Origin of the sequence: Exiguobacterium sp. MH3 (assembly GCF_000496635.1) — a bacterium.
GTDB classification, from domain to species: Bacteria; Bacillota; Bacilli; order Exiguobacteriales; family Exiguobacteriaceae; genus Exiguobacterium_A; species Exiguobacterium_A indicum.
This window is the reverse complement of the sequence record NC_022794.1, coordinates 2,218,680-2,242,251: the sequence shown is the minus strand read 5'-3', so window position 1 is coordinate 2,242,251 and position 23,572 is coordinate 2,218,680. Positions and strand designations below refer to the sequence as shown.

The window sequence follows — 23,572 nt, the reverse complement described above, 5'->3', positions numbered from 1 at the left end:
GAGGACTTTTCGATTGAAAAGTCAAACAAGGGTGGTACCACGGTGTTTACATCGTCCCTTCGGCATTTGCCGGAGGGACGTTTTTTTATATCTTCAACTAAAGGAGTGGGAAAGATGCGCGAGCAATTAGAAGCATTACGCGATGAAGCGTTGACATTAGTCGATCAGGCAACAACACAAAAAGATCTCAATGACGTCCGAGTCAAGTATCTCGGGAAAAAGGGACCAATCACAGAAGTATTACGAGGAATGGGAAAGTTATCAGCGGAAGAACGACCAGTTGTCGGTGAGATCGCAAATACGGTTCGTCAAGCGATCCAGGAGCAATTGGAACAACGTCTGACAGCTGTCAAACAACAAGAAATGGATGCAAAACTGGCAGCGGAAGCAATTGACGTCACGTTACCAGGACGTCCGAAAAAGGTCGGTCATGCGCATCTCTTGCAACAGGTGACGGATGAGATCGAAGACATCTTCGTCGGACTCGGTTATACGATTGCGGAAGGTCCAGAAGTCGAGCAAGATCTGTTCAACTTCGAGATGTTGAATTTACCGAAGGATCACCCGGCACGTGATATGCAAGACTCGTTCTACATCACGGAAGAAATTTTGATGCGAACGCATACGTCACCGGTCCAGGCACGGACGATGCTCGCTTCTAAAGGTGAACCGATCCGCATTCTCTGCCCAGGTAAAGTCTATCGTCGAGACGAAGATGATGCGACGCATTCGCACCAATTCATGCAAGTCGAAGGACTCGTCGTCGGAGAATCGATTTCGATGGCAGACTTAAAAGGAACGCTTGAAGCCTTCGCGAAGCAGATGTTCGGTGAAGCACGTGAAGTCCGCTTACGCCCAAGTTTCTTCCCGTTCACGGAGCCGTCCGTCGAAGTCGACGTCTCGTGCTTCAAATGTGGCTGTAAAGGATGCAACATCTGTAAACAGACGGGATGGATTGAAATTCTGGGCGCTGGAATGGTTCATCCTCACGTGCTCGACATGGCCGAATATGATAGCACGAAAATGTCAGGTTTCGCATTCGGGATGGGTATCGAACGGATTGCCATGTTGAAATACGGTGTCGATGATATTCGCCACTTCTATACGAATGACGTTCGCTTCAGCGAACAGTTTTAAGGGGGAACGCAGATGTTAGTCTCAAAACAATGGTTGAACGAATATGTGGATGTCAGTCATACATCAGGACAAGATTTGGCTGATTTGATTACAAAGAGCGGAATCGAAGTCGAAGGCGTAGATGTCCGGGATGAGGCGTTGAACAACATCGTCGTCGGACGTGTATTAACGAAAGAAAAACATCCAGAAGCAGATAAATTGAATGTCACGACGGTCGACATCGGGCAAGACGAACCGGTCCAAATCGTGTGTGGTGCACCCAACGTCGAAGCCGGACAAGATGTCATCGTCGCACGCGTCGGAGCTCGCCTGCCAGGTATTAAAATCAAACGTGCTAAATTACGAGGTGTCGTCTCAGAAGGGATGATCTGTTCACTCGAAGAACTCGGATTCGAAAAGAAATATATCCGAGAAGATGAGCAGGACGGGATCCATACGTTCCGTGAACCAGTCACACCAGGACAAGACGTTTTGGAGTTACTCGGTCTACGTGATGAAATCCTCGAACTTGGATTAACGCCGAACCGGTCGGACTGCCTCAGCATGTATGGTGTCGCATACGAAGTGGCGGCGCTTTACGATACGACACCGACTTTCCCGGTCGTTGAAGTCAACGAAGCAGAAACTGCGACGGCAGTCGACGTGAAGCTTGATTCAGAGGACTGCCCGTTCTACGCGGCACGAGAAATTCAAGGCGTCACGATTCAAGAATCACCGACTTGGTTAAAAAACCGCTTGATCGCGAACGGGATTCGTCCGATCAACAACGTCGTCGACGTTACGAACTTCGTCTTACTCGAGACAGGTCAACCGCTTCATTCATTTGATGCTGAAAAACTCGGAAAACGGATCGTCGTGCGTCAAGCGCACGCAGGAGAGTCGTTTACGACGCTCGACGAAGTAGAGCGGACGCTCGATTCTTCGATGCTCGTCATCACTGACGGTGAACACCCGGTCGCGCTTGCTGGTGTCATGGGCGGAGCGAATACCGAAGTCGATGAAAACACGACATCGATCATTTTAGAATCAGCTTACTTCGCACCGATTTCCGTCCGGAAGACGAGCCGTGTTCTTGGACTTCGCTCGGACTCGAGTGCTCGTTTCGAAAAGGGCGTTGATCCACGTCGTGTCTTGTTAGCACTCGATCGGGCTGCAACTTTGATTGCTGAACTCTCGGGTGGAACGGTTCAGGCTGGTGTCGCTCAAGCAGGAACGCTCGAGCTTGACGATCACTTGATTGAAGCGAGTGTCTCGTACATCAATCACCGTCTTGGTATGGAGATTGAAGGAACGGTCATGCAAACGTTACTCGAACGTCTTGGTCTCGGTGTTGAATTATCGGGTGATGCCTTGACAGTTAGCGTACCAACTCGCCGCCAAGACTTGAAAATTCCAGCTGATTTAGCGGAAGAAGTCGCTCGTCTCTACGGATATGATGCACTGACTTCAAGCTTACCGTCTGAAGCGAGCCGTGGTTTCTTACCAAAACGGAACATTCACCGTCGTCATTTACGCCGGACATTGCAGGGAGCAGGTCTTTCGCAAGCCATCACGTATTCATTGACGAGCGAACAACGCGCGATGCAATTCAATGAACGAGAAGATTTGCATCCGGTCAAATTGGCGATGCCAATCAGTGAAGCACGTTCGACACTGCGGACGTCACTCATTCCGGGACTCCTTGAAGTCGCGCAGCATAACGTCGCACGACAGCATGCCGATGTCGCGTTTTATGAACTCGGCAGTGTTTATCTGCAACGGGATGCGTCACTTGAGACACTCCCGATTGAACAAGAAATGATCGGTGGCGTCGCAGTCGGTGTGTCAGAACAACACCGTGCGCACGGAACGCTCGTCAAAACAGATTTCTTCGTCATGAAAGGAATCGTCGAGACACTCGCTTCTGCAGTTGGTGTTACGTTGACGTTCGAGGCAGCGAGCATTCCATCGATGCACCCAGGACGGACGGCGCGCATTTTGCTTGACGGAGAAGCGATCGGATTCGTCGGTCAAGTGCATCCTGGTCTGTCAAAAGAACAGTATGGTCTAAAAGAAGTGTACGTCTTTGAATTAGAGGCGATGGCACTACGTTCGAAAGAAGAGCAGGTCTACTCGGAAATTTCACGTTTCCCATCAATGACACGCGACTTAGCAATCGTCGTCGAGCGATCAGTGACGGCGCAATCCATCGTCGATGTCATGACGGAAGCAGCCGGTCCACTTCTTCAGACGATCGAATTGTTCGATGTCTACACGGGTGAGAACGTTGGAGAGAATGAAAAATCATTCGCTTTCTCCCTCCGTTATCAAAACAAAGAACGGACGTTAGTCGATGAAGAAATCACGACAGCGCAACAGCGAGTCGTAGATGCAGTGAAAGAAACGTTCAATGCGGAACTTCGCGCATAACCAGGATAAACAAACAGCCGCTTTCCTTTCAGAGGAAGGCGGCTGTTTTCGTTTGACGACAGATTCAAGAAGCAAGTTCTTCTGTTTCAGATGACGCAGCTTGTCGTTTCGTAAAGGTGAAATACAGTAGACCACTTACGAGAACGATCAGACTACAGGACAAGAACATATTGGAATAGCCGATACCGCTTGCGACAGAAGCAAGAATCAAGGCACCGATTCCAAAACCTGTGTCGTAAGCAAGGAAAAAGGTCGAGATGGCTTTCCCTTTCTGTGCAGGAGGTGCGAAATTCAAGAGGACGGTTTGAAGGCCCGGGAAGATGGAAGCAGAACCGACTCCAATAATGACGGCTGCAAGCAATAAACCGGCAAACGAAGGATACATGCCGAGAATGACAAAGCCTATCATATAAAGAACATACGATGGCAACAACACGAATGCAGCTCCTCGCTGATCAAACAATTTTCCGGCAATCGGTCGAATCCCGACCATCCCGAGAGCGACTAATGCATAAAAATAAGAAGCATATGCGACATGTCCGATCGAGTCCGTATACAGTGAGATAAACGCTGATGTACTAGAAATCGCAACGCCTGCCAACAGAGTTGCTATCAACAAAAGCGGACGTGATAAGAAGAGGGACTGACTTAAACGAAACGCGGACGTGCTTGGAATATGTTGACTCGTCAGCGGTAGACGCATCATTAACAACAAGGCGATGACTGCTAGGGCAGCAACTGTCACGAAGTACAGAACGAATGCTTTTTCTTGAACAAAGGTTAGACCAATGACAGGACCGAGGACGGATGCCAAGTTCATCGATAGGACGAAATAGCCCATCCCTTCACCTTGACGTGTTTTTGGAATCAATGTCGTAACGGCGAGACTGATCGAAGAAGATAACATTCCGAAACTAAACCCGTGGATGATACGAATAACGATTAAATAGAAGAATGATTCCAGTGGTAGGACAAGCAAGTAGCAGAGGCTCATGACTGTAAAGAGACTTGCAGAGACCATTAAGACACGCTTTAAATCATAACGATCTAACCAGTGACCGATCAGTGGACGAGAACAGACGGTTGCCAGGATGAAACTCGTCACGATCCACCCGAGTGCTGAAGCGGAGACTGGAAACTGTTTAGCAGCGAGTAAAGGAAGTGAGGCATTAAGTAGATAAAACGTGATGAAGAGCAATAGGTTAATGATCAGCGTCATGACGTAATGACGCGAGAATAACCGAGTGGTCATGAAGATTCCTCCTGTCGATGTAGAGTAAGTAGGTGCGTCATCCACTCACCAAGCTGTTGCTGATCGGTGAGGGAGAAGGAGGCGAGTAAGCGTTGGTGGGTCTCTTGGACCGCAGCATCGATTTGGTCGAACCGTTCAATGGCTAAAGGTGTCAATGAGACAAAGTGTGTTCGTCCTTCTTTTATCCGAGTGATGAAACCAAGCGTCTCAAGACGTGAGACGGTTTTCGTCACAGCTGGTTTTTCAATGATTAAGTAATCGGCCAGTTGGACTTGTGAGACAGGTTGTAGTAATGCAACTGCTTTTATTAGTGCCCATTGACCCGTATGTAACGAGTAGGGAAGCAAGGTAGCATCAATCTCTCGTTTTACGAGACGTGAGACTTTTGATAGTTGTCCGAGTACATCTTCTTGTGTGTAAAGCATCCTATTTCTCCTTTTAGTTAACTAGTTAACTTTAAGAGTGTATCAAAGCTGATTAAGAGGTGCAAGGGAAGAAACACTCATTTCGAGCATTGAAGAGAATAATTTTCTAGCATGATAAAAGATTAAGCAGGTCTTAAAGCGGGTATGTTCCGTAAAAGAGTATTTGATTTACTTGAAACAATGGATACGACTGTTTATGTGATTGGTTCACTAATTCATCTTGACATAGAGAAGAGACAAGAAGGGAAGAGTACATCATGAATCGACTAGCGAAGCTTCTGAATGAACTATTACCACTCACTATAAAGGAAGCAATCAATCCACTCATTACGAATATCGCAACCGATTCGCGACAAATCACACCTGGCGGATTATTCATCTGTATCAACGGCTATACGGTTGATGGTCACGATTATATCAATCAGGCAATCGAGAACGGGGCTGTGGCGATTTTAGCTGAACGATCGTTTCCGGATTGCCCGATTCCCGTCATTACCGTGCCGGATACGAAACGACTTGCAGGTCAAGTCGCGAATCGCTTTTACGATCAACCGAGTCAAAAGATGCGTGTCTACGGTGTAACCGGAACAAACGGAAAAACGACGACGACGAAATTGGCGTATGATCTCTTTCGAGCAACAGGTGTGAAAGCCGGCATGATCAGCACGGTCGGTGCACGAATTGACGAGGAACTCATTGAGACGCCGAATACGACGCCTGAAGCCATCATCTTACATCGACTGTTATATGAAATGGTTGAAAAAGGCGTGACGGATTGCATCATTGAAGTGTCTTCTCACGCACTAGCCGAAGGTCGAGTCGAAGGAGTGTCTTTCCACTCGGCAGCATTTACGAACCTGACGCATGATCATCTGGATTATCATCATTCAATGGAAGATTACGCAAAGACGAAAGCTTTGTTGTTTCAACAAGTCGCTGCGTCAAATGGTCGGACCATCGTCTTGAATCGAGAAGATGGTTGGAGTCGCGTCATGCGAGAAGCTGCGCCTTTGCAACCCGTTATCTGGTATACGACGAAACCCCACCGAACGTCACAGATTGCGGTCGAATGGCTGACGGATACCGTCAATGTGCGGATCGACGAGACGACAACACGTGTGCCGACAGCTTTACTAGGTGAGTTCAATGCAGCGAATTTAGCGGCAGCGATGGGATTGTTGCGGGCAGGCGATGCCAACCTCTATACGTTGATTCGTCATATTCCAGAACTGGAATTGCCGAAAGGACGACTCGAACGACTGGACTGGGCACCTTGTGAGATTTATATCGATTATGCCCATACACCGGATGGTCTAGAAAAATGTTTGCAGGCACTCACTTCTTCCGGAGAGTCGCTATCGGTCGTCTTAAGTGCAGCTGGAGAGCGTGATCGAACGAAACGAGCGGAGATGGGGCGAATCGCAAGTAAATATTGTGAACACATCATCGCAACGGTCCATGATGCGAGGACAGAGAATCCGGATCGAATCATCGAAGAGTTAATCGTCGATATTTCACGTGAACATTTAGTAGGGTGTCATACATCGCGTCACGAAGCGATTGTACAAGCAGCGCATTTGGCGCACGAAGGGAAACGCATCGTCATCGTCGGGAAAGGTCATGACGAGGTAGAACGAATCGGTACAAAAACGATTCCTTTTAATGAAAAACACATACTGCTTGCGGAATTAGAACGACTGTCTGAAGGGAAGTCCGTCATTTAAAAAACCGACCATTCCGTTAAGGTCATGGTCGGTTTCGTTTCGCAGCTAGTTGTTGTGCCTTTTTCGTATTCGCAAAATGGGCTTTCGTCCAGTCACGAAGTTTGTCAGCTCCATAACGTAAAATCAGTGAGGCAGCGACTTGATCCACTTTAGCACCAGCACCTTTCGGAATGACGACACCTGTTGTTTCACTCAACTTGTCCATCTCCTTCAAAAAGATGGCGCGAGCAATGATCGAGGAGGCAGCGACGGCGACATGGAGTTGTTCCGCCTTGGTCGAGAAGTAGACATTTTCTCGAACGGGATTGATGACACCAGACAAGTGTTTATAGTAAACGGTCTTTTCAGCAAACTGATCTATCAAGATCGCTTCTGGTTTCGTCTCCAGTTTGTCAAGAAGTCGCTGCAGGACATCATTATGCATCAGGGCAGTCATCTTTCCTTGTGTCATCGTGCGTTGCATTTGATTGTATTCTGGATTGTGTAGGATACGATATGTGTACGGAATGACGGCATGAAGATCACGGGCGATCTTTCGAATCTCCGTGTCATTCAAGTGCTTGGAGTCACGTACACCCAGTTCTCGAAGGAGTGCAATCTGCTTTCGATCAACGAAGGAAGCGACGACGACGAGTGGACCGAAGAAATCGCCTTTTCCAACTTCGTCACTGCCAGCGACGGACCATTCTGCAAAACCATTTGGTAACGTTGAAACAAGTGGTTCCTTCGATTTAGTCGGTGTAGCCGTGCCGAAGCGTGAAGCGATCGTTTCGGCTTCGGTTCCTTGAAACATCACTTTTCCAGAATTGTAAATCGTGATGACACATCCGGGTACTTTAGCGGCGAAACGAGCATACGGTGGACTCTTCGTCTGTCCTTGTTTAAACTCTTGTATGACGAGATCTTGCTTTTCTTTAGATAAGCGTAAAACGATAGTTCCCACGAGATAACCTCCCTTTCCGGGATTAAGCATACCATCCTTAAGACCGATGGGGGACTTCTTTTCCTAAAACGAAAATGATGGTACTATATGAAAGAAGCAAAGTATGAGGAGGACAGAAAAATGGCTGATTCAGAAGGGTTGAACCGGACGACGATTCATATCGCAGGCAATGATTATACGATTGTCGGAACGGAGTCGCCAGAACACGTACGCGAAGTGGGTCTCCTCGTCGATACGAAAATTCGAGAAATCCGAGAACAAGCACCACAACTCGACGTTCGTCAAATCGCCGTCCTAGCGGCGCTTAATATTGGTAGTGATTACGTAAAAATAAAAAAGAATTTGGGTGAACTATAAACTATGATTTCTTTCGTTATCTTATTACTTCTCGCCTTAGGCATCATGACAGGTGTCCGACGGGGAGTCGTATTGCAGGCCGGGCATTTGCTCAGCCTGATCATTTCCTTCATCGTCGCCTTGTCGTTCTATGAGGAACTGGCGACGAAATTCCGTTTGTGGGTTCCATATCCGTCGACGCTGGATGATGCGGGAATCGATTTGACGATGTTCGCAATTCCAAGTTCAGCACGACTCGATGAAGTGTTCTATAAAGCCTTTTGGTTCGTCGTCCTGTTCTTCGGTACAAAAATCATCTTAGCGATCTTATTGTCGATGTTTGATTCGTTGACGAATGTCCCGATCTTAAAACAAGTCAAAGGATTATTAGGTGGCGTCTTCGGCTTCATCGAGATGTATATCTTCATCTTCTTGCTCTTGTTCTTAGCGGCATTCGTTCCGATTCAGTCGATACAGGATGCGATCGCAGACTCGAGTTTGGCAAGCTTCATCATCCAACATACACCGCTCCTTGCGAATTGGCTGATGGACAAAGTTGGATTGATAAAATAAACATGCTCCCGTTAAATGGGAGCTTTTTTTGAGGGGAGAATTGCACATGCGTACGATTCAAGATGCAATGCGTCACTTGGAACGAATCTCAGTCTATCTAGAGGTTAAAGGGGAAAATCCGTTTAAGATCAATGCTTTCCGAAAAGCAGCAAGTATCCTCGAAGCATCCGATGCTGACTTCATGGCAATCGAGGATTTCACGGCGATGAAGGGGATTGGTAAAGGAACGGCCGCTGTTCTTGAGGAGTACCGGGAAACGGGAACGAGTACGGCACTGACTGAACTCGAACAAGAAGTACCGGAAGGACTGATCGCTTTACTAAAGATCCCGGGTCTTGGTGGGAAGAAACTTGCTAAATTGCATGAAGTCGGCGTCATTGATGCGGATTCCTTTGCAGAGAAATTAGCGGATGGTACAGTCGAAACGATGCCTGGATTCGGTAAGAAGACGGTCGAAAAGTACGTCAAAGCGCTCGAAACGTTTGAAACACGACCGGAACGATTACCGTATGGTGTCATGCGGAAGGTCGTTGCGGAATTAAATCAGACCCTTGCGTCGTTCGATGAAATCATACGCTTCGAAGTTGGTGGAAGCTTCCGCCGAGCAGAAGAGACGTGCAAGGACCTTGATTTCATCCTCTCGACGAACGAACCGGAACGGATCAAGGAGCAACTATTGGAACTGTCGCTCATCGATGAAGTCATTGCTGCCGGCAGTACGAAAGTATCACTCGTCTTAAAACGAGACGTCCATTATATCGCGGTTGATTTCCGAATCGTCGATGACGCGGCGTACGCGTCAACGTTACATCACTTCACGGGTTCGAAGGATCACAATGTCCGGATGCGTCAACTTGCCAAAGAACGGGGAGAGAGCATATCTGAATATGGCGTTGAGACCGAGCGAGGATTAGTGCAGCCGAAGACGGAAGAAGAATTGTTTGCGCGGTACGACTTACCGTTCATCGCACCTGAATTACGAGCAGGGCGTCAAGAGTTCGAGCAGGATTTGTCACGCCTTTTGACGGAACAGGATATCCAAGCAGATGTACACATGCATACGACATGGTCAGATGGAACATTATCTGTTGAAGAATTAGTCGATGCGTGTGCTGCACGAGGGTATACATGGATGGCGATCACCGACCATAGTAAGTATATGAAGTTCGTCAATGGATTGACGGAAGAACGTCTACGTGCGCAACGTGTCGAAATCGAAGCAGCACGCAAGAAACATCCTGAGATGACGATTTTATGTGGCGTCGAGATGGATATCTTGCCTGATGGGTCGCTCGATTATGAAGATGATTTCTTAAAAGAGATGGATTACGTCATTGCCTCGATTCACTCGAAATTCGATCAGACGGAAGAAGAGATCATGCAACGGCTTGAGAATGCGTGTCGTAATCCTTACGTTTCTCTGATTGCCCATCCGACAGGACGAATCATCGGTAGACGAGAGGGCTATGCCGTTAACGTTGATCGCTTGATCGAACTAGCAGCCGAGACAGGAACAGCGCTTGAGATGAATGCAAACCCGGCACGATTCGATTTGACGGCAAGTTCTTTAGCAAAAGCGAAGGTTGCTGGTGTGAAAATTTTGATCAATACAGATACACACCGACCAGAAATGTTAGAAGATATGAAACTTGGAGTCCTCCATGCACGTAAAGCCTATTTGGAGGCGTCTGATGTCATCAATACGTGGAGTGCCGAAGCAGCACTTGCTTTCTTCGGTCGAAAACGTTTAGGAGTGGATTAAATGAATGCCAACGCATTACGCGTCTTAGAATATGAGAAGTTAAAAGAAAACATGTTATCGTTCACGGCAAGCTCACTTGGAGCACAGTTCGTTCGAGCGATGCGTCCGGCGGAAGAGTTCGAGCAGGTCAAGGAATTATTAGCCGTCACGACGGAAGCAACGACGGTTTACCGGTTGCGTGACCGTTATCCGTTCGGTGGATTGACAGATGTCCGCAGTGAAGTGAAACGAGCAGAAATTGGTTCGGTCCTCTCGACGAGTGAACTTTTATCCGTCGCAGACGTCGTTTATTCAGGACGTCAAGTGAAGGCGTTCCAAGAACGATTGCATGAGGATCACCCGGATCTACGATTACCACGACTCGATAGTCGAATCGAACAGATCACGAAGCTCGTTGAGATCGAACAGGGGATTCGTCATGCCATTGACGACCAAGGAACTGTTCAAGATTCGGCAAGTGATAAATTACGAGCGTTACGTAGTCAGTTGCGTTCGCTCGAAGGACAAGTTCGTTCAAAAATCGATAGTGTCTTACGTAGTAAAGCGAAGATGCTGTCTGACGCCATCGTGACGATGCGAAATGATCGCTACTGTGTCCCGGTCAAACAAGAATATCGTCAAGCGTTCGGTGGGATCGTCCACGACCAGTCAGCTTCTGGAGCGACGTTATTCATCGAACCACAAGCCGTCGTTTCTGCGAACAACGAGATTCAAGAAGCGCGTTTGAAAGAACGGGCGGAAATCGAACGAATCCTCGCCCAATTATCAGCACTTGTCGGGAGTGTCGGTGACTCGCTGCGCATCAATCTTGATGTATTAGCAGAACTTGATTTCATCATGGCGAAAGCGTTGTATGGTCATCAGATCGGAGCGGTTGAACCACGCTTGAATGAAAATCGCCATATCATTCTGAAGGAAGCACGACATCCCTTCATTCCAAAAGAAGAGGTCGTACCGATCACTGTCTCGCTAGGTGGCGATTTTACATCACTCGTCATCACCGGTCCGAACACCGGTGGTAAGACAGTTACTTTAAAGACGATTGGTCTTTTGCAATTGATGGTGCAATCAGGACTATACGTACCGGCAGCAGATGAGACGGAGCTCAGTGTCTTCGATGCGATTTATGCCGATATCGGGGATGAACAGTCGATTGAACAAAACTTGTCGACGTTCAGCTCGCACATGACGAACATCGTCTCGATGATGGAGAAAATCGATTTCATGAGCCTAGTCCTGTTTGACGAGTTAGGGGCGGGAACGGATCCGACAGAAGGGGCTGCCCTAGCGATCGCGATTCTTGATGAAGTGAAACGCCGCGGAGCACGTGTTGCAGCGACGACGCACTATTCGGAGTTAAAAGCGTACGGCTATAACCGAGAAGGAGTCGTCAACGCGTCGATGGAATTCGATGTCGAATCCCTCAGTCCGACGTATCGCTTACTCATTGGTGTACCGGGACGCTCGAACGCGTTCGAGATTTCAAAACGTCTCGGACTCGAAGACCGGATCATCGATGCGGCACGTGGTCAAATCGGTAGCGACGCACAGTCCGTCGAAACGATGATCGAACGACTGGAAGAGGCGAAACAGCGTGCTGAGACGTTAGAGGCTCAGTTGCTAGAAGAGAAGAAACGACTCGTTGCAGAGCGTGAGCAATTCGAGCAAGAACAAGCCGAGATCCAGGAAGAGAAAAATGAGATCCTGGCAAAAGCGGAAGAAAAAGCAGCACGTGCAGTCGAACGTGCCCAAAAAGAAGCGGAAGGCGTCATTAAACGTTTGAAGGAATTACGAGACGCTGGTGCCGTCAAAGAGCATGAATTGATCGAGGCACGTAAAAAACTTGAAGATGCGAAGCCGAGTCTGCAAGAAAAACGGATCGCTAAAGTTAAAGCGAAATACGATCAAACGCCACGTTTTGATAAAGGGGAAGAAGTCAAAGTCACGACCTTCAATCAAAAAGGCTATATCATCAACCAACAGGCGAACGGCGAGTACACCGTTCAAGTCGGCATCATGAAAGTGAACGTCAAACCGGAAGATCTCGCGAAGATCGGCAGTACTCCAAAACGTCCTCAAACAAAAGGGCGTTCTGGTGGTACGAGTGTGACGAAACAATCGGCGCCTTCAGCTGAACTGGATTTACGTGGCGTCCGTGTTGAAGAAGGATTATCGAAGCTCGAACGCTTCATGGACCAAGCTTTGTTATCGAACTACGACCATATTCGTGTTATCCATGGTCTGGGTACGGGAGCGATGCGTCAAGGTGTCCAAGAATTCTTGAAAGGTCATCGTCACGTCAAAGGTCACCGCTTAGGTGGTCAAGGTGAAGGCGGACACGGTGTGACGATCATCGAACTGAAATGAGGAAAGCAGGATGAACATTTTTGAGAACGTCTATGTCTATACGACAGCGCTCTATTCGGTCGCGGGATTACTGATCATTTTAGGACTTGCACTTTTTGAGTTGACAACCCGGTATAAAAACTGGGAACATATCAAGAGTGGTAACATCGCCGTTGCGTTAGCAACAGGTGGAAAAATCATCGGACTCGCCAATATCGTTCATTTCGCTGTTCAAGGGGAAGAACGGGTCGGGTCGATATTTCTTGAAAGTGCTTTTGGCTTCTTACTGTTGATATCGACATACTGGATCTTTGAATTCCTGACACCGAATTTGCCGGTAGACCGTGAAATCGAGAACGGCAACATTGCTGTCGGTATTATTTCATGTGCCTTATCGATTGGCATGTCCTACGTCATCGGATCAGCGTTAGTGGGGTGAATCCGTGTTAGAACGTTTAGCGAAAATCATGTTCGGGGTTTCGATCGCCTTTTTGGTCGTCGGTATCCTTTGGATTGTATTTAATTAAAAGAACCGGTCTTACCGTGTGATCATTCCGTACTGACATCGTTTCAGTACGGAATTTTTATTGGAAGCCACGCCTAATCAAAAAAGGAGGAACGCATATGAACGTACGAAAAACAACAACGGCAGAAACAAGACGCCGTGCTTTTGAAGCAATGCAATTAATTTCTTGGAAGGATATTTTTTGGGTCATCATTGGATCAGCCATTCTTGCCTTTGGCATCAATTACTTTACGATTCCAAACGATTTATCAGAAGGTGGATTGATCGGGATCACGGTCATCTTCTACTACCTCTATGGCTGGGATACGGGACTTGTTTCCCTGATTGCGAACGCTTTGCTGTTCGTCGTCGGTTATCGATTCCTTAGCCGGAAGACGATGCTTTACTCCGTCATCTCGGTCGCCGTCACATCGTTTGTCCTCTCTTCGACAGCAAATCTAGCGACATCATCGGATAGCCGTTTAATTGGTACGGTCTATGCGGGTATTCTGATTGGTGTCGGAATCGGACTTGTTATTCGTGCTGGAGGAACGACGGGTGGGGGTGTGATCATCGCTCGATTGATGAATAAGTATCTCAATCTCAGTATCGCGGTTTCGATGTTCATCATCGACGTCGCAGTCGTCGGCGCATCAGGGTTCCTATTCGGAGAAGAGACGATGCTGTATACGTTGATTGCGATCATCATCGGTTCGTACTTGATTGATCTCGTCAGCGAAGGATTGAATGTCCGCGAAGCGGTCACGATCATCAGTCATCGCCAAGAGGAAATCGCGACAATCCTGACAGAGACGCTCGGCCGTAGTGCAACGGTCATTCACAGTCACGGTCATTTCACGAAACAAAAAAATGATATGTTGTATATGATCGTCGATAAACGACAACTGGCACCGTTGAAACAGATCGTCGAAGCAGCGGATCCCCGCGCCTTCGTCGTCATTCATAAAGTGCGCGAAGTCATTGGAGAAGGATTCACGTATCCATCCCGGTGATGTCTATTAAAAAGCAGTGCTGCTTCTTTTTCGGAAACGAGAAAGGGAAGTACTGCTTTTTTGTATGATTCTCGATTGAAAGAATCGAAAAAAAAACAAGCAGATTCGATTTCTTTTTTTGGATTTTACTGGCATGTCGAATTGGAATCAACGTATAATAAAAATGAATAGTAATTCATTATCTGGGAGGGAAACGTATGGAATCCGTTTGGTTATCTGATTATCCCGAGCAAGTACCCGCATCGATTGATTATCGAGAATTACCTCTTTATCAGGCACTCGATGAGGCAGCGACCGATTTTCCAGAACAACGTGCCTTGAGTTTCTTAGGAAAACGTATGACGTTTCGTGAAGTACGTGACGAGGCCCGCGCACTTGGGAGCCTGTTACAAGAGCACGGACTAAAAAAAGGGGATCGCGTCGGACTGATGTTACCGAACTGTCCCCAGTATATGATCAGTTATTATGCGGTTCTCTATGCAGGTGGTATCGTCGTCCAAGTGAATCCACTCTATACAGACCGTGAACTTGAACAGATTCTCGTCGATTCAGGAGCACATCTACTCGTGACGCTCGATCTACTTTATCCGAAAGCGTCTCGTGTCAAGGCGGCGACGACACTTAAGACGGTCGTGACGACAAGTATCGCGGATTACCTTCCCTTCCCTAAAAATAAACTGTATCCGATTAAAGCACGGAAAGATAACAACATCATCATTGATACGACAGGTTCGATTCCGTTTTTATCTTTGCGGGGGTATGAGCCGATTACACCAGTCGCGATTCAACCGAAGGAGGACGTCGCGGTTCTCCAATATACGGGTGGAACGACAGGCGCACCCAAAGGTGTCATGTTGACACACTTCAATTTGAGTGCAAACGTCGAACAGATTGACAACTGGTTCTATAAATATAATCGAGGAGATGGACGGAAGCTGTTAGCAGTCGTTCCTTATTTCCATGTCTATGGCATGACGTGTAACCTTAATTTCGGCATATTTAATGCCTATGAACAAATCATCGTTCCAAAATTCGATATCGAACAGGTACTCAAGACGATTCATAAGGAAAAACCGAATCTGTTCCCAGGTGCTCCGACGATGTATGTCGGTCTATTGAATCATCCGAAGCTGAAGAAGTATGATCTCTCTTCGATTGAAGCCTGTATTTCTGGTTCAGCTCCACTACCTGTCGAAGTGCAGGAAAAATTCGAAGCGCTGACGGGTGGGCGGATCGTTGAAGGATACGGTCTGTCTGAAACGAGTCCGGTGACGCATACGAACTGTATCTGGGATCGTCGGATTCCTGGAACGGTCGGTATTCCGGTGCCCGATACGCAAGCGAAAATCGTCCAAGCAGACGGAGAGACACCAGCTGCTCCAGGTGAGATTGGTGAGATCATCGTCACAGGTCCGCAAGTCATGAAAGGATACTGGAAACGACCAGAAGACACGCAAGCGGTACTGCGAAACGGTTGGTTGCATACGGGAGACCTTGGATATATCGGTGAGGATCATTACTTCCGAATCGTCGATCGGAAAAAAGATTTAATCATTGCTTCTGGATTCAACATTTATCCACGTGAAGTCGAAGAAATCCTATATGAACACCCAGCCGTCAAAGAAGCGGTCGTCATCGGTGTTCCAGATGTCTACCGCGGAGAGACCGTCAAGGCGTTCATCGTCGTCAAGGATGAGATGACGGTCACGGAAGAAGAACTCGATCAATTCTGTCGTAAACAGTTAGCATCGTTCAAAGTACCGAAGCAGTACGAATTCCGGCAAGAGTTACCGAAGACGTTCGTTGGTAAGATTCTCCGCCGTGTTCTCGTTGAAGAAGAACGTGCCAAACAACTCGAAGAAAGCAGTTGACAGGATAAAATGGCATGATAGAATAAATATGAATGAACCATCATTCATTTTATGCGTTAGGAGATAGTGGAATGAAACGAACAATGTCAAAGAGTGACCGCATCATTGATGCCGCCGTAAAAGTCATCGCTAAGAACGGCTACCATGGAGCGAAAGTGACTGCCATTGCAAAGGAAGCCGGAGTTGCGGATGGAACGATTTATCTGTACTTCAAGAATAAAGAACATCTCTTGATTTCGCTCTTCCAAGCGAAAATGGGAAGTTTCATCGAATATTCCGAAGGACAAATCGCGAGCCATACGTCAGCGACGGAACAATTGGCAGCATTGATCGAGGCGCACCTCGAGCAATTATCCGTCGACTATGATTTAGCGGTCGTCACGCAGATCGAATTGCGTCAATCGAACCAAGACATGCGTCAAAACATCGCTGCCGTCTTGAAACCGTACTTGCATCTGATTGACCGAGTCGTCAAGCACGGGATGACGACAGGTGAGTTTTCAAACGAACTCGATTATCGATTAGCACGTCAGATGATTTTCGGAACGATCGATGAGGTCGTGACGAGCTGGATGGCAAGTGGATTCAAATATGAGTTGCTTGAGACACGTGACGGGATTCATCGGATGTTGATCAAAGGGCTGAGTTAAGCCCTTTTCATGACAACAATCATGTAAGCGGATACAAAGAATGATGGTGAATAGACGACAAGGGGGAGCATGAGATGGAAATCTATGTACTGTTGAAACGCACGTTTGATACGGAAGAAGCAATCCAACTCGAGAATGGTCAAATCGATGAGGATGGCGCTGAGTTCATCATTAACCCGTACGATGAGTATGCGGTAGAAGAAGCGATTCGTGTCCGTGATGCACAAGGGGGAACGGTGACGGTCGTGACGGTCGGACCGGAAGATGCGGACAAGGAATTACGAACAGCACTCGCAATGGGAGCGGACCAAGCAGTTCGCATCTCGATTGAAGATGATATCGAAGAGGCAGATCATTTCACGATTTCTGAAGTGCTCGCTGGTTATTTGAAGGAACAAACGGTTGATCTCGTCATCGCCGGAAACGTCGCAGTTGATGGCGGAAGTGGTCAAGTAGCACCACGCGTCGCAGAATTACTCGACATCCCTTATGTGACGACGATCACGAAACTAGAGCTCGACGGTACGAAAGCTGTCGTAACACGCGACGCTGAAGGGGATACGGAGACAATCGAAACAACACTTCCGTTACTCGTGACTGCGCAACAAGGGTTGAACGAACCACGTTACCCAAGTCTTCCGGGGATCATGAAAGCGAAGAAAAAGCCGCTAGAAGAACTCGAACTTGATGATCTCGAACTGGATGAAGACGAACTCACACCACGTCTAGAGACGATCGAGCGTTTCTTACCACCGAACAAAGCAGCCGGTAAGATCCTTGAAGGTGAACTAAACGAGCAAGTCGCACAGCTCGCATCATTATTACGCAACGAAGCAAAAGTGGTCTAAGGGGGAGAAACGAATGACAAAAGCATTAGTACTCGCAGAATCACGGGATGGCAGTTTACGGAATGTGTCGTTTGAGGCAATCGCAGCAGCGCGACGTGTCGCTGACGAAGTCATCGTAGTCCTGATTGGACACGATGTTGCAAAGGATGCGGATGCACTAGCATCACGCGGAGCGGACCAGGTGCTCGTCGTCGAGGATGAGCGTCTTCTACACTACACGCCAGACGGTTACGGACAAGTCTTCCTCGAGTTGATGAACCGGACGTCACCCGACGTGCTCGTCTTCGGACATACGTCGCTCGGCAAGGATCTATCACCGAAAATCGCGGCAAAATTGCAAGCCGGTTTGATCAGTGACGTGACGGCGATTGAAGGGGAAGGCGCGGATGCGTCATTCGTTCGCCCGATCTACTCGGGGAAAGCATTTGAAAAAGTCAAAGTCGCAGAAGGCAAGACGCTCTTTACGGTCCGCCCGAACAACATCGATCCACTCGAAGCAGGTAGTTCACAAGGGACGGTCGAGTCGGTCACAGTCGAACTGAAGGATTTACGGACGATCGTCGCAGACATCGTACGCAAAGCAACTGGCGGCGTTGACTTATCAGAGGCAAAAGTCATCGTCGCAGGTGGACGCGGTGTCAAGAGCTCGGACGGCTTCGCACCGTTACAAGAACTAGCAGATGTCCTCGGAGGAGCAGTCGGTGCTTCGCGTGGTGCTTGTGATGCGGATTACTGCGATTATGCCCTTCAAATCGGTCAGACGGGGAAAGTCGTTACACCGGACCTTTATATCGCGTGCGGGATCTCAGGTGCGATCCAACACTTAGCAGGGATGTCAAATGCGAAAGTCATCGTTGCGATCAATAAAGACCCGGAAGCGAACATCTTCTCTGTCGCGGACTATGGCATCGTCGGAGATTTGTTCGACGTCGTGCCATTATTGACAGCAGAATTCAAAAAAATGCTCGTTCACGGATAAGTTTGAAGGCCGGTACCATTATCATGGTGCCGGTTGTTTTTGCGGATTTTTCGCGTGAGCAGTTTCGTTTGTTGGAAGAGACTGCTATGATATACTCGAATCAATAAAGAGATCACCCATTTTTTTACCGGGTCGATCTACTCATTAGGAGGTTATGATCAATGGCAATCGTACACGCAACTAGCCAATCATTTAAAGAAGAAACACAAGAAGGACTCGTCCTTGTTGATTTTTGGGCAACATGGTGTGGACCATGTCGTATGCTCGCACCTGTTCTTGAAGAACTCGATGCTGACATGCAAGATGTAAAAATCGTCAAAGTCGACGTAGATGCAAACCCAGAAGTAGCTGGAGCATTCCAAGTTCAAAGTATTCCGACACTCGTTCTCTTCAAAGATGGACAACCTGTCAACAAAACAATGGGCTTCATGCCAAAAGACGCACTTAAAGAATTTGTTGAAACATCTAACTAATTCTTTCCTGCATATCAAAACAGACCGTTCTGCACAGGCAGAACGGTCTGTTTTTTTAGATTACATTGGCGTACAAAGTTCAATCAGGTGACCATCGGGGTCGAGGACATAGGCGACGACTTGCCCCCATGGTTTTTGAGTAGGAGCGAGGATGGTCTCATATCCTGCCTCCACCACCTTCTGAAAAAGAGTCGGGACGTCATCCGTGATGAAACCAATCTCTAACGTCTGTTGTGTTTTTCCACTTGGTATCGGGTAATCCGGAATCAACTGTTGCACGTCTTCACGCGTATTGAAGGCGAGTGTCGTCTGACCGGTCTCGAACTCGATGTAGCTCCCGTGCTCCGCCTTGACGGGTAGTCCAAGAACGTCTCGATAGAATGCCAGCGTCCGTGCCGTGTCTTCAACGTATAAAATTGTATAGCCGTATTGGATCATCCAAAAGCCTCCTGTCAATCCTCGAATAACGAAGCGATGTCTGAAGCAGGTGTCGGGTAAGCGAATCCAGTCTGTTGCATCGAAGTACTTGGAATCCGGTGCTGCATCGCAAACGAGAAATAGTTTGCTAGTTCCGCTGCATTGACACCGATGAAGTGTGCGCCAAGGACTTGATCATCTTCCCCGACGAGCACTTTCGCCCGAGCGAAACTGTCCTTGATCCGTGCGTTCGTTTGCCAAGCGGACGTATCAATCAAGCGACCACGATAAGGAATACCTGCTTTTTTCAAAGCAGCTTCCGTCTCACCAACGAGGGCGAGGTTCGGCGCGGTGAATACGACGCTAGGTACAGGAAGCAGCTCTAGTTTCCGATTGTTCCCTTCGAGCATGTTATCGGCAGCGAGTCGTCCTTCGGTTCCAGCGAACGGTGTCAAGGCAGGATTCCCGCTGACAGCGACGTCTCCTGCAGCATAGATATGTTCGACGGAAGACTGAAGGTACGCATTGACATGGATTCCTTTTTCGTTATGCGCAACGCCAATGGCTTCGAGACCAAGCTGGTCGATACTTGCGACACGTCCAGTCGCATTCAAGACGATATCTGTCTTCAAGACGTCGCCGTTCGATAAATAAAGGGATTCCTCTTCGTAAGCGACGACTTCTGCTTCTTTGATGATCGAGATACCAAGTGCCCGTGTGGCTTCTAATAGCACATCGACCAATTCGCTCTCGAATTGTTTTAAGGCGTTAGAACGTAAGACGATCGTGACGTCTGCGCCAGCAATACGAGCGAGATGGGCGAACTCGAACGAGATATAACCGCCACCGATGCAGACGAGTCGGCGTGGAAGTTCTTTCAGTTCAAGAAACTCATTACTTGTTATGAAACGCTCACTACCGGGTACAGATAATTCGCGAGGTCGTAAACCGGTTGCGATTAAAAACTGTTTCCCTTCGATTTCTTCTTCACCAATTCGAAGACGATGTGAAGACACGAAATGCGGTTCTCCATGGAAATAGTCGATGTCCGTTTCCGCGTACCGTTTTCGAGTTTGCTCCGGGATGGCGCGTGTGTATTCATTCTTTCGCTCCATCAATTGGCGCCAATCAATCGAAATCAGACCCTTTACACCGTATCCGAGCAATCGCTCGACCGCATCTTTCGTCTCACTACCTGTCAGTAAGATTTTTTTTGCGTCACATCCACGCTGTGCGCATGTACCTCCTGGAGTGAAATTCTCAACGATGGCAACACGTAGTCCTTTTTCGATGAATTTATAAGCCGCTTGATTTCCAGCAGAACCTGTTCCAATCACAATGCAATCATATGTACGCATTTTTCATCCTCCGTATGTCATAATCAATGTATGGTATTTACCCGAACGAATAAAACTAAAAACGGTGAAAGGAGACATTTATTTGGGACATCAAGAACATATCAAAGCGAAACTATCCCTTTTGCCGGATGAGCCGGGATGTTATCTACACAAAAACGAATTCGGCGAAGTCATCTATGTCGGAAAAGCAAAAAATCTCAAAAACCGAGTCCGCTCTTATTTCACGGGAGCACATGATATTAAGACGGAACGTCTCGTCGCGGAAGTCCGTGATTTCGAATACATCATCACAGCCAGTGAACTCGAAGCGTTGCTGCTTGAGATGACACTAATTAAGAAACATGATCCGAAATACAATATCATGCTGAAGGATGATAAATCTTACCCGTACTTGAAAATTACGAATGAGACCTATCCACGATTGATTACGACACGTAAGTTAAAAAAGGACGGCGGTCATTACTTCGGTCCGTATCCGAATGCGTATGCAGCGAACGAAACAAAACGTCTGTTAGATCGTTTATATCCGTTACGTAAATGTCAGCCGATGCCGAAGAAACTCTGTCTGTATTATCATATTGGACAATGTCTCGGCCCATGTGAAATCCCGAATCTTGAATCGGAACAAAAAGCACTCGTATCGGAAATCCGACGGTTCTTGTCGGGCGACACGAAGGAACTCGTTGAAAGCTTGAAGCACAAGATGGCGGAAGCAGCCGAGACGATGGAATTCGAACGTGCCGGAGAATTGCGCGACCAAGTGCGAGCGATTGAATCGATCATGAACAAACAGAATATGATTACAGCAGATTTGACGTCGCGTGATGTATTCGGGATTCATGTCGATAAAGGCTGGATGTGTGTCCAAGTGTTCTTCCTCCGTGGAGGAAAGATGATCGAGCGCGATGTCTCGCTCTTCCCGATCTATGGTACGCCGGCAGAAGAGCTCGAGAGCTTCATCGTCCAGTTCTACGAAAAGAACATCAAGCCAAGTGAAGTCTATGTACCGCCACTCGTCAATCAGTTGTTACTCAAAGAGGCGCTATCGATTAAAATTCACGTTCCGGTCCGAGGATCAAAACGGAAATTACTTGATTTAGCGACGAAGAATGCTGAAAATGCGATCTCGGAACGCTTCGAGTTGTTAGCGAAAGACGAGAAACGGACCGTTCAAGCAGTCGAAGAACTCGCCGATGCGATTGACGTTCATCCATTGTCCCGGATCGAGATCATCGATAATGCGAACATTCAAGGAGCAGACGCCGTTTCGGCACTCGTCGTCTTTGAAGACGGTAAGCCACTTAAAAAGGAATACCGAAAATTCAAGATTCGAACAGTCCAAGGACCGGACGACTATGAATCGATGCGAGAAATCGTGCGTCGGCGTTATCGACGATTGTTACTTGAAGGAGCGCGCCTTCCGGACCTCGTCCTGATTGACGGAGGAGTTGGACAGTTGAATGCTGCTTTAGAAGTCATTCAAGATGAACTCGGCTTATCCCTTCCAGTCGGGTCATTAAAAAAGGATGACAAACACCGAACGAGTCAATTGTTGTTTGGAGAAGGAGCACAGTTAATTGAACTAAGTCCGCGTTCGAGTGCGTTTTATTTGCTCCAACGCATGCAAGATGAAGTCCACCGGTTTGCAATCACGTTCCACCGCTCGCTCCGCTCGAAAGGGATGACCCGTTCCTTGCTCGACGAGATTCCAGGAGTTGGACCGAAACGACGCCAGCAGTTGATTCGTCATTTCGGATCGATGCGCAGCTTGCGACGCGCAACGATCGAACAGTTGGCGGAAGCAGGATTACCTGTCAAGTTAGCGGAAACCGTCGCTGAATATTTAAGTCAAGCGAATGAAGAATGAAAAAAGCCGTCCTCTTGAAGAGGGCGGCTTTTTTAGTGATTAGTTGTTGATGTACTTTTCGTAGTATGAACCAAAGTCACGCTGGTTCCACTGATGGTAGTGACCTTGTAGCCACTCGAAGGATTGTTCAGACAACTCCTTGAATGTTTGCGGTACGTTCATATCACCTTGACGAAGTCCGCCGAGAATCGTGACCGAATGATTCAATGAGCTGTTCGCGAACTCGAGCATCTTTTGTCCTTCATACTGTTTTTCAGCGATGGCAAGAAGTGTTTTGTAAAGATCTTTCACATGTTCGAGTTGTTTTTTATCGACGTCGATCGAATAATGTTTGCCACCGATCTCGAATTTGATCTCGACATCAAGATCGACCGTTCCCGCCGTTTCGAACATGACGTGGCGAATCGGATAATGTGCATACGGATAGCGGTAGAGTACACGTTTTGAACTGACGGCACTTTCTCCATCGAGGTGAATCAAAGCCAGATTCGTAAAGCAATACTCGTCAGATTTAGATTTGATCAAGAAGTAGATTTTCTCGCCGTCTTCATGTAAGACATAATCGTCAGCGGCTGCTTTGTCGAAATCATCAGGATGAATGACTTGTCCGATATCACTGAATCCCGTTAAATCTGCTGCTAGTTTTTTGAACATGTGAAGTTCCTCCTCGCGATTTGTGTACGA

At 47.6% G+C, this 23,572-nt stretch carries 21 protein-coding genes; 15 read left to right on the top strand and 6 right to left on the bottom strand.

Features of this window, described 5'->3' with window-relative positions; translation table 11 throughout:
* Positions 1-114 precede the first annotated feature (114 nt).
* Positions 115-1,137 carry a phenylalanine--tRNA ligase subunit alpha gene (gene pheS / locus U719_RS11860; RefSeq protein WP_023469011.1) on the top strand — a complete coding sequence of 341 codons (1,023 nt, stop codon included), beginning with the start codon at positions 115-117 and terminating at the stop codon, positions 1,135-1,137.
* A 12-nt stretch (positions 1,138-1,149) separates the two neighbouring features.
* Positions 1,150-3,546 carry a phenylalanine--tRNA ligase subunit beta gene (gene pheT, locus U719_RS11855; protein WP_023469010.1) on the top strand — a complete coding sequence of 799 codons (2,397 nt, stop codon included), beginning with the start codon at positions 1,150-1,152 and terminating at the stop codon, positions 3,544-3,546.
* A 64-nt stretch (positions 3,547-3,610) separates the two neighbouring features.
* Here pheT and U719_RS11850 read toward each other — a convergent pair whose 3' ends face one another.
* Both U719_RS11850 and U719_RS11845 read right to left on the bottom strand, forming a co-directional pair.
* On the bottom strand, positions 3,611-4,798 hold the full coding sequence (locus U719_RS11850) for an MFS transporter (RefSeq protein WP_023469009.1): 1,188 nt from the start codon (positions 4,796-4,798) through the stop codon (positions 3,611-3,613).
* Positions 4,795-5,223, bottom strand: coding sequence for a MarR family winged helix-turn-helix transcriptional regulator (locus U719_RS11845; protein ID WP_023469008.1), 429 nt, complete (start codon positions 5,221-5,223; stop codon positions 4,795-4,797). Before U719_RS11845 ends, U719_RS11850 begins: the two co-directional genes overlap by 4 nt.
* Positions 5,224-5,480: 257 nt before the next feature.
* On the opposite strand from U719_RS11845, the gene U719_RS11840 reads away from it, so the two are divergent.
* Complete coding sequence (locus tag U719_RS11840) at positions 5,481-6,947, top strand: UDP-N-acetylmuramoyl-L-alanyl-D-glutamate--2,6-diaminopimelate ligase (RefSeq protein WP_023469007.1); 1,467 nt, start codon at positions 5,481-5,483, stop codon at positions 6,945-6,947.
* Between the two features lie 22 nt (positions 6,948-6,969).
* Here U719_RS11840 and rnhC read toward each other — a convergent pair whose 3' ends face one another.
* On the bottom strand, positions 6,970-7,890 hold the full coding sequence (gene rnhC, locus U719_RS11835; protein ID WP_023469006.1) for a ribonuclease HIII: 921 nt from the start codon (positions 7,888-7,890) through the stop codon (positions 6,970-6,972).
* A 120-nt stretch (positions 7,891-8,010) separates the two neighbouring features.
* On the opposite strand from rnhC, the gene zapA reads away from it, so the two are divergent.
* The 11 genes from zapA (at position 8,011) to trxA (ending at position 19,246) form a co-directional block, all read left to right on the top strand.
* On the top strand, positions 8,011-8,247 hold the full coding sequence (zapA, locus tag U719_RS11830; protein ID WP_029342308.1) for a cell division protein ZapA: 237 nt from the start codon (positions 8,011-8,013) through the stop codon (positions 8,245-8,247).
* A gap of 3 nt (positions 8,248-8,250) precedes the next feature.
* Complete coding sequence (locus U719_RS11825) at positions 8,251-8,799, top strand: CvpA family protein (protein ID WP_023469004.1); 549 nt, start codon at positions 8,251-8,253, stop codon at positions 8,797-8,799.
* Between the two features lie 46 nt (positions 8,800-8,845).
* Positions 8,846-10,561, top strand: coding sequence for a DNA polymerase/3'-5' exonuclease PolX (polX, locus tag U719_RS11820; protein ID WP_023469003.1), 1,716 nt, complete (start codon positions 8,846-8,848; stop codon positions 10,559-10,561).
* Positions 10,562-12,928 (top strand): endonuclease MutS2, encoded by a 2,367-nt coding sequence (locus U719_RS11815; RefSeq protein ID WP_023469002.1) that lies wholly within the window; start codon positions 10,562-10,564, stop codon positions 12,926-12,928.
* A 10-nt stretch (positions 12,929-12,938) separates the two neighbouring features.
* The gene (locus U719_RS11810; protein WP_023469001.1) at positions 12,939-13,346 is read left to right on the top strand and encodes a DUF350 domain-containing protein; all 408 of its coding nucleotides are present in this window, start codon (positions 12,939-12,941) and stop codon (positions 13,344-13,346) included.
* A gap of 185 nt (positions 13,347-13,531) precedes the next feature.
* Positions 13,532-14,425, top strand: a complete 894-nt coding sequence (locus U719_RS11805; RefSeq protein WP_023469000.1) for a YitT family protein — start codon at positions 13,532-13,534, stop codon at positions 14,423-14,425.
* 197 nt (positions 14,426-14,622) lie between these two features.
* Positions 14,623-16,296, top strand: coding sequence for an AMP-binding protein (locus U719_RS11800; RefSeq protein ID WP_023468998.1), 1,674 nt, complete (start codon positions 14,623-14,625; stop codon positions 16,294-16,296).
* Between the two features lie 71 nt (positions 16,297-16,367).
* The gene (locus tag U719_RS11795) at positions 16,368-16,946 is read left to right on the top strand and encodes a TetR/AcrR family transcriptional regulator (RefSeq protein WP_023468997.1); all 579 of its coding nucleotides are present in this window, start codon (positions 16,368-16,370) and stop codon (positions 16,944-16,946) included.
* Between the two features lie 74 nt (positions 16,947-17,020).
* Entirely contained in the window at positions 17,021-17,794 is a 774-nt protein-coding gene (locus tag U719_RS11790) for an electron transfer flavoprotein subunit beta/FixA family protein (RefSeq protein ID WP_023468996.1), read from the top strand.
* Between the two features lie 13 nt (positions 17,795-17,807).
* Positions 17,808-18,773, top strand: coding sequence for an electron transfer flavoprotein subunit alpha/FixB family protein (locus U719_RS11785; protein ID WP_023468995.1), 966 nt, complete (start codon positions 17,808-17,810; stop codon positions 18,771-18,773).
* Positions 18,774-18,934: 161 nt separating this feature from the next.
* Positions 18,935-19,246, top strand: a complete 312-nt coding sequence (gene trxA / locus U719_RS11780) for a thioredoxin (protein ID WP_023468994.1) — start codon at positions 18,935-18,937, stop codon at positions 19,244-19,246.
* A 60-nt stretch (positions 19,247-19,306) separates the two neighbouring features.
* On the opposite strand, the gene U719_RS11775 is transcribed toward trxA, so the two are convergent.
* Both U719_RS11775 and U719_RS11770 read right to left on the bottom strand, forming a co-directional pair.
* Positions 19,307-19,684 (bottom strand): VOC family protein, encoded by a 378-nt coding sequence (locus U719_RS11775; RefSeq protein WP_023468993.1) that lies wholly within the window; start codon positions 19,682-19,684, stop codon positions 19,307-19,309.
* Positions 19,685-19,698: 14 nt separating this feature from the next.
* The gene (locus tag U719_RS11770) at positions 19,699-21,021 is read right to left on the bottom strand and encodes an NAD(P)/FAD-dependent oxidoreductase (protein ID WP_023468992.1); all 1,323 of its coding nucleotides are present in this window, start codon (positions 21,019-21,021) and stop codon (positions 19,699-19,701) included.
* An 82-nt stretch (positions 21,022-21,103) separates the two neighbouring features.
* Here U719_RS11770 and uvrC point away from each other — a divergent pair, with 82 nt between their 5' ends.
* Entirely contained in the window at positions 21,104-22,888 is a 1,785-nt protein-coding gene (uvrC, locus tag U719_RS11765) for an excinuclease ABC subunit UvrC (protein ID WP_023468991.1), read from the top strand.
* A gap of 39 nt (positions 22,889-22,927) precedes the next feature.
* On the opposite strand, the gene U719_RS11760 is transcribed toward uvrC, so the two are convergent.
* Entirely contained in the window at positions 22,928-23,542 is a 615-nt protein-coding gene (locus U719_RS11760; protein WP_023468990.1) for a PH domain-containing protein, read from the bottom strand.
* Positions 23,543-23,572: the final 30 nt, after the last annotated feature.

Coding starts and splice junctions, on each gene's coding strand:
- polX (WP_023469003.1), top strand. CDS start 8,846: ATGCGTACGATTCAAGATGCAATGCGTCACTTGGAACGAATCTCAGTC.
- U719_RS11805 (WP_023469000.1), top strand. CDS start 13,532: ATGAACGTACGAAAAACAACAACGGCAGAAACAAGACGCCGTGCTTTT.
- U719_RS11775 (WP_023468993.1), bottom strand. CDS start 19,684: ATGATCCAATACGGCTATACAATTTTATACGTTGAAGACACGGCACGG.
- zapA (WP_029342308.1), top strand. CDS start 8,011: ATGGCTGATTCAGAAGGGTTGAACCGGACGACGATTCATATCGCAGGC.
- U719_RS11850 (WP_023469009.1), bottom strand. CDS start 4,798: ATGACCACTCGGTTATTCTCGCGTCATTACGTCATGACGCTGATCATT.
- U719_RS11800 (WP_023468998.1), top strand. CDS start 14,623: ATGGAATCCGTTTGGTTATCTGATTATCCCGAGCAAGTACCCGCATCG.
- U719_RS11825 (WP_023469004.1), top strand. CDS start 8,251: ATGATTTCTTTCGTTATCTTATTACTTCTCGCCTTAGGCATCATGACA.
- U719_RS11770 (WP_023468992.1), bottom strand. CDS start 21,021: ATGCGTACATATGATTGCATTGTGATTGGAACAGGTTCTGCTGGAAAT.
- U719_RS11790 (WP_023468996.1), top strand. CDS start 17,021: ATGGAAATCTATGTACTGTTGAAACGCACGTTTGATACGGAAGAAGCA.
- U719_RS11785 (WP_023468995.1), top strand. CDS start 17,808: ATGACAAAAGCATTAGTACTCGCAGAATCACGGGATGGCAGTTTACGG.
- U719_RS11815 (WP_023469002.1), top strand. CDS start 10,562: ATGAATGCCAACGCATTACGCGTCTTAGAATATGAGAAGTTAAAAGAA.
- U719_RS11795 (WP_023468997.1), top strand. CDS start 16,368: ATGAAACGAACAATGTCAAAGAGTGACCGCATCATTGATGCCGCCGTA.
- pheT (WP_023469010.1), top strand. CDS start 1,150: ATGTTAGTCTCAAAACAATGGTTGAACGAATATGTGGATGTCAGTCAT.
- U719_RS11840 (WP_023469007.1), top strand. CDS start 5,481: ATGAATCGACTAGCGAAGCTTCTGAATGAACTATTACCACTCACTATA.
- U719_RS11760 (WP_023468990.1), bottom strand. CDS start 23,542: ATGTTCAAAAAACTAGCAGCAGATTTAACGGGATTCAGTGATATCGGA.
- pheS (WP_023469011.1), top strand. CDS start 115: ATGCGCGAGCAATTAGAAGCATTACGCGATGAAGCGTTGACATTAGTC.
- trxA (WP_023468994.1), top strand. CDS start 18,935: ATGGCAATCGTACACGCAACTAGCCAATCATTTAAAGAAGAAACACAA.
- U719_RS11810 (WP_023469001.1), top strand. CDS start 12,939: ATGAACATTTTTGAGAACGTCTATGTCTATACGACAGCGCTCTATTCG.
- U719_RS11845 (WP_023469008.1), bottom strand. CDS start 5,223: ATGCTTTACACACAAGAAGATGTACTCGGACAACTATCAAAAGTCTCA.